Source organism: Ruegeria sp. YTSA135 (genome assembly GCF_059610165.1).
Map to the genome: position 1 here is coordinate 176285 of NZ_JBXWNC010000004.1, position 14162 is coordinate 190446.

13 protein-coding genes are annotated in these 14162 nt (G+C 55.4%); 12 read left to right on the forward strand and 1 reads right to left on the reverse strand.

Translation table 11 applies throughout. The features are described 5' to 3' along the window. Positions 1–47: 47 nt before the first annotated feature. The 8 genes from AC2FIT_RS07325 (at position 48) to AC2FIT_RS07360 (ending at position 7120) form a co-directional block, all read left to right on the forward strand. Positions 48–176 (forward strand): hypothetical protein, encoded by a 129-nt coding sequence (locus tag AC2FIT_RS07325; protein WP_496828077.1) that lies wholly within the window; start codon positions 48–50, stop codon positions 174–176. A 127-nt stretch (positions 177–303) separates the two neighbouring features. Then, positions 304–2664 carry an outer membrane protein assembly factor BamA gene (bamA, locus tag AC2FIT_RS07330; protein WP_496828079.1) on the forward strand — a complete coding sequence of 787 codons (2361 nt, stop codon included), beginning with the start codon at positions 304–306 and terminating at the stop codon, positions 2662–2664. Positions 2665–2670: 6 nt separating this feature from the next. Then, positions 2671–3255: an OmpH family outer membrane protein gene (locus AC2FIT_RS07335; RefSeq protein WP_082677353.1), complete on the forward strand. Its 585-nt coding sequence runs from the start codon at positions 2671–2673 to the stop codon at positions 3253–3255. A 72-nt stretch (positions 3256–3327) separates the two neighbouring features. Then, a complete protein-coding gene (gene fabZ, locus AC2FIT_RS07340; RefSeq protein WP_068331160.1) occupies positions 3328–3801 on the forward strand; it encodes a 3-hydroxyacyl-ACP dehydratase FabZ in 474 nt (157 codons plus the stop codon). Further along, a complete protein-coding gene (gene lpxA, locus AC2FIT_RS07345; protein ID WP_496828082.1) occupies positions 3798–4583 on the forward strand; it encodes an acyl-ACP--UDP-N-acetylglucosamine O-acyltransferase in 786 nt (261 codons plus the stop codon). Before fabZ ends, lpxA begins: the two co-directional genes overlap by 4 nt. Before the next feature lie 4 nt (positions 4584–4587). Then, the gene (locus AC2FIT_RS07350; protein WP_496828084.1) at positions 4588–5382 is read left to right on the forward strand and encodes an LpxI family protein; all 795 of its coding nucleotides are present in this window, start codon (positions 4588–4590) and stop codon (positions 5380–5382) included. Further along, positions 5382–6539 carry a lipid-A-disaccharide synthase gene (gene lpxB, locus AC2FIT_RS07355; RefSeq protein ID WP_496828086.1) on the forward strand — a complete coding sequence of 386 codons (1158 nt, stop codon included), beginning with the start codon at positions 5382–5384 and terminating at the stop codon, positions 6537–6539. The genes AC2FIT_RS07350 and lpxB overlap by 1 nt, the downstream gene beginning before the upstream one ends. Next, positions 6539–7120 (forward strand): cadmium resistance transporter, encoded by a 582-nt coding sequence (locus AC2FIT_RS07360; protein ID WP_496828088.1) that lies wholly within the window; start codon positions 6539–6541, stop codon positions 7118–7120. The genes lpxB and AC2FIT_RS07360 overlap by 1 nt, the downstream gene beginning before the upstream one ends. Here AC2FIT_RS07360 and mnmA read toward each other — a convergent pair. Then, on the reverse strand, positions 7117–8262 hold the full coding sequence (mnmA, locus tag AC2FIT_RS07365; protein WP_496828090.1) for a tRNA 2-thiouridine(34) synthase MnmA: 1146 nt from the start codon (positions 8260–8262) through the stop codon (positions 7117–7119). The genes AC2FIT_RS07360 and mnmA overlap by 4 nt on opposite strands. Before the next feature lie 129 nt (positions 8263–8391). Between mnmA and sciP the strand changes: the two genes are divergently transcribed. The 4 genes from sciP to recG all read left to right on the forward strand — a co-directional run bounded on the left by sciP (position 8392) and on the right by recG (position 13818). After that, positions 8392–8685 carry a CtrA inhibitor SciP gene (gene sciP / locus AC2FIT_RS07370; RefSeq protein ID WP_068332545.1) on the forward strand — a complete coding sequence of 98 codons (294 nt, stop codon included), beginning with the start codon at positions 8392–8394 and terminating at the stop codon, positions 8683–8685. 83 nt (positions 8686–8768) lie between these two features. Then, complete coding sequence (ctrA, locus tag AC2FIT_RS07375) at positions 8769–9485, forward strand: response regulator transcription factor CtrA (RefSeq protein ID WP_496828092.1); 717 nt, start codon at positions 8769–8771, stop codon at positions 9483–9485. A 119-nt stretch (positions 9486–9604) separates the two neighbouring features. After that, positions 9605–11731 (forward strand): NAD-dependent DNA ligase LigA, encoded by a 2127-nt coding sequence (gene ligA / locus AC2FIT_RS07380; protein WP_496828094.1) that lies wholly within the window; start codon positions 9605–9607, stop codon positions 11729–11731. Further along, a complete protein-coding gene (gene recG / locus AC2FIT_RS07385) occupies positions 11728–13818 on the forward strand; it encodes an ATP-dependent DNA helicase RecG (RefSeq protein WP_496828096.1) in 2091 nt (696 codons plus the stop codon). The genes ligA and recG overlap by 4 nt, the downstream gene beginning before the upstream one ends. Positions 13819–14162 lie beyond the last annotated feature (344 nt).

A 14162-nucleotide genomic window follows, 5' to 3' on the forward strand; every position in this document is an offset into this window, starting at 1 on the left:
TACTTGCATAGGCTTTTGCCCAGAATTGATCCGTTTCTGAGGTTGTGATGACAAAGGCCCTGCGCAAATCTGCCAACAGCTTTTGGTGCCTGTTCGTTTTGAACTGGGATACAATACTGTTCTTCGGTGCGACCGCAATTGCGATGTTCGGCTGGGCCTATCTGATCACAATGTGATTCTTTTTACGTTTCGTAAAAGCGACTTACGTCTCCCCTTGCGCCTGCTTTCTGTTTTGGTCTTTTGACAAGTATAAATATTCTCGCTACTCAGCATTAAAGTCCAAAAATATTGGGTAGTGAAAAAATGACTGATAGGCGAGGCGCGGGCACATCCTGCGGGGGACAAAAGCCCGAAAACAAGATTTTGTGGCGGTCACTAACATTAATATTTCTTCTGACATTGGTGGGTTTTGTACCGGTTCCACAGGCCGCATGGGCGCAAAACTTCGTCATCAATTCGTTTGATGTCGAGGGAAATCAGCGCATCGAAAGCTCTACTATTATCGCGCGTACAGGGATCGAACCGGGCCAGTCAGTTACTGCCGGTGAATTGAACGATGCCTATCAGCGTTTGCTTGACAGTGGTGTTTTTGAAACAGTCGAATTGACACCACGCGGCAATACTCTGGTGATTGCGGTTGAAGAGTACCCGACTATCAACCAGATCAGCGTCGAGGGAAATCGCCGTGTGAAAGACGATGTATTGCTTGAAGCAATCTCATCAGAACCGCGCCGAGTATTCACTCCACAAGTGGCCGAGGCTGACGCCGACCTGATTGCCGAAATCTACTCGTCCCAGGGGCGGGTGTCAGCGACGGTCATTCCTCGCATCATTCGCCGGAGCGATAACCGAGTCGATCTGGTTTTTGAGGTTGCGGAAGGCACAACGATTGAGGTCGAGCGAGTCAGCTTTGTAGGCAACCGCGCATTTTCTGATCGCCGCTTGCGCCGGGTTCTGGAGACTAAGCAAGCTAACTTTTTGCGGACGTTTATCAGCAGTGACACCTTCATTGCTGACCGGATCGAATTCGATAAACAGGTTATTCGCGATTTCTATCTGTCCCGAGGCTACGTCGATTTCCGCGTAAACAGCGCGAATGTTGAATTCACCCAAGAGCGTGACGCTTTCTTCCTGGTGATGAACATCACCGAGGGTCAGAAGTTTTCGTTTGGCCAGATCAGCACGGTCAGTGAAATCCCCGGTGTAGATCCAGCTGCGTATCAAGATGCGTTGAAAATCCGCCCGGGTGTAACCTATACGCCGTCGCTGGTTGAGAACTCGATCGCCCGGATGGAACGTCTTGGAATCAAGCAGGGCGTTGACTTTCTGCGGGTCGAACCGCGCGTGACGCGCAATGCACGTGATCTGACGCTGGATGTTCAGTTTGTTCTGACAAAGGGTCCGCGAATCTTTGTTGAAAGGATCGACATCGAGGGCAACACAACCACGCTTGACCGTGTGATCCGTCGTCAGTTTGATACGGTCGAAGGTGACCCGTTCAACCCGCGTGAAATTCGCCAGGCGGCTGAGCGTATTCGCGCCTTAGGCTTCTTCGCGGTCGCCGATGTTGAACCGCGCGAGGGGTCGTCGCCCAGTCAGGTTATCGTTGACGTCGACGTGGAAGAGCAGCCCACCGGTTCGTTGAGCCTAGGTGGTAGTTACTCGGTCTCGGACGGTTTTGGTGTTGCCATTGGGCTGAGCGAATCCAACTTCCTGGGACGTGGGCAAACTGTGGGCGTCAGTCTTTCGACGGCACAGGACGCCGAGCAATATACGCTGAACTTTTCCGAACCCTATCTGTTGGGTCGCAAGCTGCGGTTCGATCTGGGCTTGGGTCTGTCGACAACAAATTCAAGCTTTGCCAGCTACGACACCGAGACACTGTTTTTCCGTCCTCAGCTAAGCTATGCCATCGGTGAGTTGTCAGCACTGCGACTGCGCTATAACTGGGATCGTAGCGAGATGACGCAACAAGATGACGAGATCAACGGTGCGGTCATTGCTTCGGACATTGCGCAGGGCGAACGTACGACCAGCTCATTGGGTATCTCATACATCTATGACAGCCGGCTTGGCGGTCTGAACCCCAACGCAGGTGTTCTGTTCGAGGCCGGTATTGATGCAGCCGGACTGGGCGGCGACAACGAGTTCTACAAGACGACTGCGCGTGGTATTGCGCAAACCCGTGTCTGGAACGAAGAGGTTGTACTGCGTGCTACCCTCGAAGTTGGCGCTTTGCACTGGAGAGGCGATGACTTCAGCCGGACCATCGACCGTTTTGTACTGGGGCCGAGTGTCTTTCGTGGCTTCGAGCCTGCGGGTATCGGTCCGCGTGACCTGTCGAATGGCCAGGATGATGCGATCGGGGGCAACTATTACTGGGTTGCACGCCTTGAATCAGACTTTCCGCTGGGTCTGCCCGAGGAATTGGGCCTGCGCGGCGGGGTGTTCTATGACTTCGGCAACCTTTACAACCTCAACGACGTCAACACGGCCGGTGGCGACATCGTCGGTGAGGATGGTTCGATCCGTCACGTGATCGGTGTCTCTGTTCTTTGGGAAACGCCCTTTGGTCCGCTGCGCTTTAACTTCTCGCATGCGCTGAAGAAAGAGGATTTCGACAAAGAGCAGAACTTTGACCTGACGGTTCAGGCCCGGTTCTAATTTTGCATGTTGAAGGATGTTGTCATCAAAATGCAGGGCCCGTTGCGGGCCCTGTGTGTTTTTTTAGCCCTGTTTGCCGCCGATACTGCGGTATCTCAGCAGTTGGGTGTTCCCGAAAGCAGTGTCGTAACACTGTCGAGCGAACGTTTGTTCGCCGAGTCTGCCTTTGGTAAGCGGGTCCTGCGTGAGATCGAAGTTGAAGGCATACTACTAGGGGAAGAGAACGAGCGCATCGTGGCGGAACTCAGCCACGAGGAAAAGGTTCTGACAGAGCAGCGCGCGACAATGACGGCTGAGGAATTTCGCCCTCTGGCGGATGCTTTTGACGAAAAGGTCCAGTCGCATCGAGAGGGCCAGAGGGCAAAACTAGACGCGTTAGCCCGCCGCGGCGAGGACGCCCGGCAAAGGTTCCTCGTGCTGGTGCGGCCTGTTTTGATCGATCTGTTGCGCGAATCCGGGGCCGCGATCATCATTGAACGTTCGAGCGTCTTCCTGAGTTCGGACCGTACTGACATCACGGATGCGGCAATTGCCCGGATAGATGCGGTAATCGGCGACGGTCGCGCCGTTGAATCCGGGGCTAGTGAATAGGTTTGCTTGCCCTTGGGGCGCGGTATTGCTAACCACGCGGCAAACAGAAAATCAGCACGGGACAACACCACTATGAGCACGGAAACCAAGAGCGCCGATATTCAGCTGATACAGCGGATCTTGCCGCACCGCTATCCGTTTCTGCTGGTCGACAAGGTTGTTGATATCTCGGGCTATCAGTCGGCCGTTGGCATCAAGAACGTCACGATGAACGAGCCGCATTTCCAAGGCCACTTTCCGGGCACTCCGATCATGCCGGGCGTCACCATTGTCGAAGCGATGGCACAGACCGCAGGCGTAATGCTGGGCGTAGGCATGGATGTCATCGACAGCGAGTTGTTGATTTATTTCATGAACATCGACAAGTGCAAATTCCGCAGAAAAGTGATCCCGGGTGACGTGCTTGAGATGCACGTAGAAACCGTGCGGGGCAAAAAGGGTGGTAAAATCTTTAAGTTCAGCGGTCGTGCGACGGTAGATGGTGAAGTCGCGACCGAGGCTGAATTCTCGGCCTATGTCGACTGGGACATGGAAAAAACAACATGAGCGGCATTCACCCAAGCGCAATCATTGAAGAAGGCGCGCAAATCGGTGAGGGCTGCATCATCGGACCTTTCTGCCATATCGGCCCACAGGTCAAACTGGGCGATCGGGTCGAGCTGAAATCTCATGTCGTGGTGACGGGCGACACGTCAATCGGTGACGAAACCGTTATCTTCAATTTCTCAGTGATCGGAGAAATTCCGCAGGACCTGAAATTCGGCGGTGAGGATACACGTTTGCGGATTGGCAAGCGCAACCGCATTCGTGAGCATGTCACGGTAAACACTGGTACAGAAGGCGGCGGCGGCGTAACCCGAATTGGTGATGATTGCCTGTTGATGGCGGGTGTGCATGTGGCGCACGACGTTCAGATTGGAAACCGGGTGATCATGGTCAATCACGCTGGTGCCGCAGGGCACTGCATTATCGAAGATGACGTAATTGTCGGCGGCATTTCAGGCTTGCACCAGTGGGTGCGCGTGGGCCGTGGCGCGATTATTGGTGCGCTGACCATGGTGGCCAATGATGTTATCCCATACGGTCTGGTACAGGCACCACGGGGTGAACTGGACGGGCTGAACCTTGTCGGTTTGAAACGAAAAGGGGTATCGCGTGAGGATATCGCGGCATTGCGCGCGGCTTTCCGGGAATTGTCTGAAGGTGAAGGTACGTTCATGGAGCGGGCCCATCGACTCGGCCAAGACAACCAGAGCGAATATGTCCAGCGGATCGTAGATTTTGTGACTGGTGAGTCGGACCGCTCGTTTCTGACACCGAGGAAGTAGGCCGATGCTGGCGCTGATTGCCGGAACTGGTGCATTGCCGGGTGAGGTGGTTGAATGCCTCACCGAGCGCCCCTTGATCTGCGCGATGGAGGGGTTCGCACCTGACAGCTTAAGCACGGATATCGTCTTTCCGTTGGAGCATTTGGGGAGTTTTATTGCGGACCTCAAAGCCCGGGGTGTTACCGAGATTTGTATGGCTGGCGCCGTCCGTCGTCCGCCCATTGACCCAGCGCGGATTGACGCCGCCACGATGCCTTTGGTCCCTGTGCTTCAACAGGCGATGATGTCTGGGGATGACGGCGCATTGCGCGCGGTAATTGGACTTTTCGAAGACTCCGGTCTAACCGTACGCGCCGCGCATCAGATCGCGCCGGCCTTGCTGCCTCCGCTGGGGTGCCTGAGCGAGGCTCAACCGTCCGAAGCTGATCTGTCCGATGCGGACAGGGCGGCAAGTATTCTGCGGGCCATGGGGGCGGCGGATATCGGACAGGCCTGCGCAGTGTTAAAAGGGCAGGCACTAGCTGTTGAGAGCATCTTTGGGACCGATTGGATGTTGCAATCCTTGACGCAACGGCCCGACGCAGGCGGAGGTATTTTGTTCAAAGCCCCAAAGCCCGATCAGGATCGACGCGCTGATCTACCTACCATTGGACCAGGTACTGTTTCGAGTGCCGTGGCTGCCGGTTTGGCTGGCGTCATCGTTGAAAAAGGCGGCGTAATCGTATTGCAGCGGGATCGGGTTATTGATGAGTGCAACCGCCTAGGCCTGTTCCTTCACGTACGCGAGCGGGCCAGTTGATGCGGGTATTTCTGGTCGCCGGCGAACCTTCGGGCGATCGGTTGGGCGGTGCATTGATGGAAGGGCTGCGCAGTTTGGTCCCCGATATTCAGTTTGACGGGGTTGGCGGTCCATTGATGCAGGCACAGGGCTTGGACAGCCGCTTTCCGATGGCCGAACTCTCGGTAATGGGTCTGGTCGAGGTCCTGCCGAAATATTTCCACCTGAAACGTCGCATAGCCGAGACGGCCCAAGCCGTTCTGGGCTCGCAGCCCGACGTGTTGATCACAATTGACAGTCCTGATTTCTCTCTGCGCGTTGCGAAGATCGTTAAGGCGCAAAGCAAGATCAGAACGGTGCACTACGTTGCCCCGAGCGTGTGGGCCTGGCGGCCTGGACGCGCCGACAAGATGGCGAAAGTGATTGATCATGTTCTGGCGCTCTTGCCGTTCGAGCCACCCTATATGGAACGTGCGGGCATGGAGTGTGATTTTGTCGGCCATCCAGTCGCCAGCGAGCCGGTAGCCTCGGAAGCGGACATCCAGGAGTTTCGCGACGCCTATAGCCTTGGGGCCGCGCCGCTTATCCTTGCCCTTCCGGGTTCGCGCGGCGGAGAGATTGATCGCCTTGCACGGGTCTTTGGCGACGCATTGCGGCTGTACCTGCAGAGCAGGCCCGACACTCGGGTCGTGGTGCCCGCCGTTGCGCATATGGTCGATGCGGTGGCTGAGCATGTACGCGCCTGGCCCGGGAAGCCAGTCGTTCTTGACCCACGCGAAATGGCTTCGGATCAGGCGGTGAAAGAGAAACGGGCGGCTTTTGCGGCGGCTGAACTGGCGTTGGCGGCCTCGGGAACCGTTTCGTTGGAACTGGCCGCACAAGCCACGCCGATGGTGATTGCTTACAGGCTAAGTTGGCTGACTCAGAAGATAGCCGAACGGATGGTCAAGCTGGATACGGTGACTCTGGTCAATCTTGTTTCGGAAACCCGGACAGTGCCTGAATGTCTGCTGGATGACTGCCAGCCGGAAAAGATTGCTGCGGCACTGGAGCAGGTCTCGGCTGCTCCGGATGCACAACTTAAGGCGATGGCGACAACGATGGAACGGTTGGGACACGGGGGTGAGGCACCCGGCCTGCGCGCAGCCCGTGCAGTTCTGGCAAGGATGAAGTCCTAGTGCTGGATTTCGTGGCGTTTGGCCTGTCTGTCTTTATAGCTCAGGTTCTGACCAATCTGGACAACCTTGCAGCACTGCTTGCGCTTTCATTGGTGGCCGGAGCGAAGCGGTCAGTCTTTGGCTTCCTATTGGCACAGGTGATCGTAATCTGCGCAGCGCTCTTGCTTGCCTTTGGGGTCGCAGATGTGGTGCCACGAGGGGCGGGATATTTGGGTCTGATCCCATTGGGTTTGGGTGTTTTGACCTTGATCCGAAAAAGGCGTGGAACCCATGCCGAGGACAATCCAAAACTTCACAATGGCGCTCCGATCCTCATGACCACATTGCTTTTTCTCAGCCTCTCGGTGGACACTTTTGCAATTCTGGCGCCCCTGCTGGCGGACTCGGTGCCGAGTTACCGCACCGCAGGCGTTGCTGGCGCAGGGCTTGCCACATGCAGCCTTGCCTTGATCGCTCTACTTGGATCAAAAGTCCCGTTTATGAGAGGCTCTTTCGCCAATCGACTGGAAAGCCTTGTGCCGTATGTGATGATTTGCGTTGGTCTGTATATCCTCAGCAACTCATGGACGGACGCAATCTAGTATCCGCGCCAGATCCAACCGCCGCCAAAAATGCGGCTGCCTTCAGAGGCATAGAAAACACAGGCTTGACCCGGTGAAACACCTTCCTCGGGCGTCAGCAGTTCAACCTCGGCCGTTGTATCGCTTAGGGGACGAATGATTGCCTCTTGCGGTGGGCGCGTTGATCGAACCTTGACCGAAACATGCCATTCCTTTTGCGAGGTAAAAGGCGCATCCCCCAACCAATTGATTTCGCGGACCGGGACGGTTCGGGTGGCCAGCATCTCTTTAGGTCCGACAACCACCTGTTTCTTGTCGACGTCCAACTTGACGACGTACAAGGGCTCACTGAGGCCACCAATACCCAGTCCGCGTCTTTGCCCAATGGTGTAGTGGATCACACCATCATGTTGCGCCAAGACGCGTCCATCTGCGTGGACAATCTCACCCGGTTCAGCCGCGCCGGGGCGCAGCTTTTCAATCACGCTGGCGTAATTCCCGTTGGGCACAAAACAAATGTCCTGACTGTCGGGTTTGTCGGCCACCGCCAAACCGTATTGTTCGGCCATCTCGCGCGTCGCATCCTTCGAGGGCAGGTGGCCCAGCGGGAACCGAAGAAAATCCAACTGCTCGGGCGTGGTTGAGAACAGAAAATACGACTGATCGCGATTTGCATCCTCGGCGCTGTGCAGTTCTGGCCCGTTTGGTCCCATCTTACGTTGAATATAGTGACCCGTGGCCATGCAGTCGGCCTCCAGATCCTTGGCGGTCTCCAACAGATCCTTGAACTTTACCCGTTCGTTGCAACGGATGCAGGGCACAGGCGTCGCACCCGCCAGATAGCTATCGGCAAACTCATCTATCACAGCGTCCTTGAAGATGTTCTCGTAATCCAATACGTAGTGAGGGAACCCGCGCTCCTCAGCCACGCGACGTGCATCGTGAATATCGATGCCCGCGCAACAGGCACCTTTCTTGGCCAATGCTGCACCGTGATCGTAAAGTTGCAGCGTCACGCCCACCACATCATAGCCCTGATCCGCGAGATAAGCGGCTACGACAGAACTGTCCACGCCACCGGACATAGCCACAACCACACGCGTTTCCGACGGGGGTTTGGCAAAGCCAAGCGAGTTCAGCGGTGTCTCGGTATCCAGGGCCATGACGATTCCATTACGGGTTAAGAAAGACCGGCAGAATATAGGAAAATTCTACACACTCTCAAGGGGCGGTTTCACTCGTCATTAAGTACGCTGGTGTCAGCGTTGCTGCAGCACGAAGAGGGTCAAAAAATGCTATTACAGAAAGTCGAGGGTCCCAGATCTGTAACCCTTCCGGATGGTTCAATTTTATCGCGTGCAGATTTACCGCCAGAAAACACGACGCGCTGGGTTGCTTCGCGGAAAGTGATCGTGGTGCGCGGCGTTTTATACGGGCTGATAACACTCTCCGACGCTAAAAAGCGATATGGATTAAGCGATGAAGAATTCAATTCATGGGTTAAAGCGGTCGCCGAACACGGAACTGACGCTTTGAAGGTCACCGCATTAAAAAAATATCGACAACTTAAAGGCGAAAGTGAATAAGGGTTTCAACGGTAACGTCAGATTAACCATTTTTGAGCAGGGTGAATTTGAAATTGGTAAATTGACCCGAATTGGAGCGGTGAATGCGAATACTTCTTGTCGAGGATGATCCAACCACGTCAAAAAGCATTGAATTGATGCTGACGCATGCAAACCTAAATGTCTACGCAACGGACCTGGGTGAGGAAGGCATCGATCTTGCGAAACTCTATGACTATGATCTTATCCTGCTGGATTTGAACCTTCCGGACATGAACGGTCACGAAGTGCTGCGTCAGCTGCGCATCGCCCGTGTCGAGACGCCAATCCTGATTTTGTCCGGCGCGGATGATACCGAGAACAAGATCAAAGGGTTTGGCTTTGGTGCAGATGACTACATGACCAAACCATTCCATCGTGAGGAATTGGTGGCCCGGATTCACGCAATTATTCGGCGATCAAAGGGGCATTCGCAATCCATCATCCACACTGGTCAGGTCGCTGTGAACCTGGACGCCAAGACAGTTGAAGTGGAAGGAAAAACGGTTCATCTGACAGGCAAAGAATACCAGATGCTCGAACTGCTAAGCCTGCGGAAAGGTACGACGCTGACTAAAGAGATGTTCCTGAACCATCTATATGGCGGCATGGATGAGCCCGAGTTGAAGATCATCGACGTATTCATTTGCAAGCTACGCAAGAAGCTAAGCAACGCAACAGGCGGTGATAACTATATCGAGACTGTTTGGGGCCGGGGATATGTCCTGCGTGATCCGCAAAGCAAAACCGTTGATGAAACGCGGATGGCCGTAGGGGCGTGAACAGAACACGGTCGCCCAAAGTCCGGGGTGATCCTGCGCGCTGACTATACAGCGCATCTGGACCTGGCCATGACCTCGCCCTATCACTGAGGCCCAAGATGACGTGACAGGGCGAGGCCATGAGTAAATTGATTCCGGTAGCTGACCTGACTGAGGAGGCCGCCCGCGAAGAGTTGGCGCAATTGGCAGCGCAATTGTTGCGAGCAGATAAACTCTATCACGGTGAAGACGCGCCAGAGATATCTGATGCAGCCTACGATGCGCTCAAGCGTCGAAATGCTGAGATTGAGGCAAGGTTTCCGAATCTGAAACGCGCCGACAGTCCCTCGGACCAGATCGGAGCGCGACCCGCTGGAGGGTTTTCAAAAGTAACCCATGCGGTTCGAATGATGTCGCTGGGTAATGCGTTCGACGATGAAGACATTCAGGATTTTGACCGATCTGTCCGAAAGTACCTTGGGCTGGATGCTGCAACACCGCTGTCGTTTACTGCAGAACCCAAGATCGACGGCCTGTCCCTTTCATTGCGATATGAAAATGGCAGGCTGGTGCAGGCTGCCACACGCGGCGACGGAGAGGTGGGGGAAAACGTCACAGCAAACGCCCGGACAATTTCAGACATCCCTCAGGTCCTGAAAAATGCGCCAAAAGTGCTGGAAGTCCGGGGTGAGGTCTACATGTCGCATGAAGACTTCGAAAGGCTGAATGCATCGCAAGAAGAGGCCGGCGAAAAGACCTTTGCCAATCCAAGAAACGCGGCCGCGGGTTCATTGCGCCAACTGGATGCGTCCGTCACACGCGCACGCCCACTGAAATTCTTTGCCTATGCTTGGGGTGAATTGTCGGAACCGTTGGCAAACACACAGATGGCCGCAATTGAGCGGCTGCATGATCTGGGGTTTGCGACGAATCCACTGACAAGGCTCTGCGAAACAACCGCTCAGATGCTTGAGCACTACCGCGATATCGAGGTCCAGCGATCCACGCTCGGTTATGACATTGACGGAGTTGTTTACAAGGTGAACGACCTGTCTTTGCAGGGTCGGCTTGGGTTCCGCTCCACGACCCCCCGTTGGGCGATTGCGCATAAATTTCCGGCTCAGCTAGCCTGGACCCGTCTGGAAGCGATCGACATTCAGGTGGGGCGCACAGGTGCGCTAAGCCCGGTTGCTCGGTTGCATCCGGTCACGGTAGGCGGGGTCGTGGTTTCAAATGCCACATTGCACAATGAAGACTATATCGCGGGCCGGGACGCCAAGGGCGGCACGATCCGAAACGGCAAAGACATTCGCGTCGGCGACTGGGTTCAAGTTTACCGCGCGGGCGATGTAATTCCTAAAATCTCGGATGTGGACATTTCAAAACGGCCAGAAGGTGCCACGCCTTTCGAATTTCCCACGACCTGCCCTGAATGCGGCAGCGATGCCATCCGCGAAGAGGGTGACGCCGTGCGCCGCTGTACGGGCGGTGTAATATGCCCTGCACAAGCAATTGAAAAATTGAAACATTTCGTTTCTCGCAAGGCGTTTGACATCGAAGGTCTGGGTGCCAAGCAGATAGAAATGTTCTACAGCGACCCTGATCTTCCGATTAAAACTCCGGTAGATATATTTACCCTTCATGACCGAGACAGTGCAAATTTGACAAAACTGGCCAATCGAAAAGGCTGGGGTGCGCAGAGTGCCAGGAATCTCTGGGAGGCGATTGACGAAAAACGCCAGATTCCGTTTGGTCGGCTGCTATTTGCGCTGGGTATTCGGCATATGGGCGAGGCGGCGTCTAACCTAATCGCGACCCATTATGGCGGCTGGCCCGAATTCGAACGTGCGATTACTGCGGCGGCAGATTTTAATGGGCCAGAGTGGGATGACCTGCTCAGCGTCGATGGAGTTGGTGAAGTCATGGCCCGGGCGCTTGTGTCTGCTTTTGGGCAAGACGCAGAGCGGGCCAGCATAGATGCTCTGGTCGCTCAGTTGGACGTGCAAGCCGCCAAACGACCAGATACCGCTGGCAGCCCAGTCGCCGGAAAGACTGTCGTTTTCACCGGGACATTGGAAAAGATGACCCGCGCCGAAGCCAAGGCCAGGGCTGAGGCGCTTGGCGCCAAGGTGTCGGGGTCTGTCAGCAAAAAGACTGATCTTCTGGTGGCGGGTCCTGGTGCAGGCTCAAAGGCGAAAAAAGCCGCTGATCTTGGCATTGAAACACTGGACGAGGATGGTTGGCTGCAGCTGATCGGTTCTGCATGAGCGGTCGCCCAGAAAGCTTGTTCCCGCTGTTTGCCAGCTTGGAAACTCTGGATGGGGTCGGGCCAAAGACAGCCCAGATCTTGATACAAGCGGGAACGGAGTCCCCACGTGACGTTCTCTTCAACCTGCCATACGCCGTGATCGACCGCCGCCGTCGCGACACGATCCGGGATGTTGATCTTCCTGCCACGCTGACGGTCGAGGTGACTGTCGGCGTCCATCGGCCACCCCGCAACAAGGGTGGAGCCTACAGGGTTCACGTCGAGGATAGCCAGGCAGATTTCCAATTGGTCTTTTTCCATGCACGCGGGGAGTACCTGAAAAAGGTTCTTCCGCAGGGGGCGCGTCGTGTCATCTCGGGCAAGCTTGAACTGTTCGACGGGATGGCGCAGATGGTCCACCCTGATTACATGCTGCCGTTAGAAGACGCCAAGGACATCCCAGAGTTTGAACCCGTATATCATTTGACGCAGGGGATCACGCAAAAGATGGCTTACAAAGCCGCCCGCAGCGCCTTGGCGCGCGCGCCTGTTCTAAATGAATGGATTGATGCGGCTTTGATCGCAAAACAAGGGTGGCCCGATTGGGCCGCGGCCGTTGCTGCGGCGCACAATCCGCAAGGGGCCGATGATGCAGCAGCCCATGCCCCGGCGCGGGAACGGTTGGCGTATGACGAGCTTTTCGCGCATCAATTGACGCTGGCGCTAGCTCGGCAACGCGAGCGGAAAGCGCGTGGCATTGTGAGTGTTGGTACAGGTGTTTTGCAAAGCAAAGTTCTTGCCAGTCTGCCGTACAAACCAACCGGCGCTCAACTTCGGGCCATTGATGACATCGCAAGCGACATGGCGTCGGCTGCTCGTATGAACCGTTTGTTGCAAGGTGATGTAGGCGCAGGAAAAACATTCGTGGCGTTCATGGCCTTGCTTATCGCCGTCGAAGCGGGCGGGCAGGGTGTCATGATGGCGCCAACCGAAATTCTTGCACGCCAACACTTGGAAGGTCTGCGCCCCTTGGCCGAAGACGCTGGCATTGTTCTGGAAATCCTGACTGGACGCGACAAAAGCGCGGAACGTCGCTCCAAACTGGCGGCTTTGAAAAGCGGCGACATTCACATTCTGGTCGGCACACATGCCGTATTTCAAAATGATGTGGAGTTCAAAGCGCTGCGTTTGGCAATTGTTGACGAACAGCACAGGTTCGGCGTGCGTCAACGGATGGAGCTGTCCGAGAAAGGGCAGGGCGCGGACGTTTTGGTGATGACGGCCACTCCGATCCCGCGCAGCCTAGCGTTGGCGCAATACGGCGATATGGACGTATCTGTGTTGGACGAAAAGCCGCCCGGACGAAAACCCGTCAAGACGGCAATCGTGAGCACCGAACGCATGGATGAGGTTGTTTCGCATCTGCGCCGCGCGATCGCTGAAGGACGCCAATGCTATTGGGTTTGCCCGCTGGTCGACGAGTCGGAAGTTTCAGATTTGACGGCGGCTGAGGAAAGGTTCAAGCGGTTACGGGCCATTCTTGGCGAAGGGGCGGTTGGATTGGTACACGGCCAGATGCCATCGGCTGAAAAAGACGCTGCAATGAAAGCCTTTCAGGAGGGTCACACAAAGGTGTTGGTCGCCACGACCGTGATCGAGGTTGGGGTCAATGTTCCCAACGCATCCATCATGGTCATCGAACGGGCCGAGATTTTCGGACTAGCGCAACTGCACCAACTGCGTGGCCGTGTCGGGCGTGGCCAGGCGGATTCGACCTGCCTCATGATGTATCAACCTCCGCTCAGCGAGGGCGGTCGAAAAAGGTTAGAGGTTTTACGCGAAACCGAAGACGGATTTCGGATATCAGAGACAGACCTTCAGATGCGTGGTGCAGGCGATTTGATTGGAACGGCCCAATCCGGGTTGCCAAAGTTTCGGATAGCAGACCTTGAACGTCAGGCCGGACTTATGGCTACCGCCCAAACCGATGCCCGTGCATTGTTGACCGCTGACCCGTCGCTGCGGTCTGACCGGGGACAGGCCGCGCGCGTTCTTCTGTGGCTCATGAAGCAGGATCAGGCAATCCGTTTAATTTCAGTGGGTTAAAGTTATAGTTCCAATTTGTTCACATTTGTTCCTAAAAAGTTCTTTACCGACTCGCCGAAATATGAGAACAAAAGATCAACATAAGGATGCTATCCGGAGGTGAGACCATGCTGACCCAGATCAAGACAACTTTGAGCCGATCGCAGTCGACGATTTTGCAAGACGTTGCAGGGGCCTTGTCTTTGTTGGTTATGTTGATGGTTGCCCTACACCTTCCCGGAGTTTTCTGACCCTTTCTGCCTGCGATCTCGTGCCGGCGTTACCGTGCTGTTATCCCCATTTCAGTCAAGGGTGACCAACCTGTCCCAATCCTCTTGAGAGGCCTGCCTCGGCCTCGTACGGCT

Bases quoted from the DNA above. Each gene is read 5' to 3' on its own strand.
- lpxA (WP_496828082.1), top strand. From the start codon at position 3,798: ATGAGCGGCATTCACCCAAGCGCAATCATTGAAGAAGGCGCGCAAATC.
- bamA (WP_496828079.1), top strand. From the start codon at position 304: ATGACTGATAGGCGAGGCGCGGGCACATCCTGCGGGGGACAAAAGCCC.
- sciP (WP_068332545.1), top strand. From the start codon at position 8,392: ATGCTATTACAGAAAGTCGAGGGTCCCAGATCTGTAACCCTTCCGGAT.
- AC2FIT_RS07350 (WP_496828084.1), top strand. From the start codon at position 4,588: ATGCTGGCGCTGATTGCCGGAACTGGTGCATTGCCGGGTGAGGTGGTT.
- AC2FIT_RS07335 (WP_082677353.1), top strand. From the start codon at position 2,671: ATGTTGAAGGATGTTGTCATCAAAATGCAGGGCCCGTTGCGGGCCCTG.
- fabZ (WP_068331160.1), top strand. From the start codon at position 3,328: ATGAGCACGGAAACCAAGAGCGCCGATATTCAGCTGATACAGCGGATC.
- AC2FIT_RS07325 (WP_496828077.1), top strand. From the start codon at position 48: ATGACAAAGGCCCTGCGCAAATCTGCCAACAGCTTTTGGTGCCTGTTC.
- lpxB (WP_496828086.1), top strand. From the start codon at position 5,382: ATGCGGGTATTTCTGGTCGCCGGCGAACCTTCGGGCGATCGGTTGGGC.
- mnmA (WP_496828090.1), bottom strand. From the start codon at position 8,262: ATGGCCCTGGATACCGAGACACCGCTGAACTCGCTTGGCTTTGCCAAA.
- recG (WP_496828096.1), top strand. From the start codon at position 11,728: ATGAGCGGTCGCCCAGAAAGCTTGTTCCCGCTGTTTGCCAGCTTGGAA.
- ctrA (WP_496828092.1), top strand. From the start codon at position 8,769: ATGCGAATACTTCTTGTCGAGGATGATCCAACCACGTCAAAAAGCATT.
- ligA (WP_496828094.1), top strand. From the start codon at position 9,605: ATGAGTAAATTGATTCCGGTAGCTGACCTGACTGAGGAGGCCGCCCGC.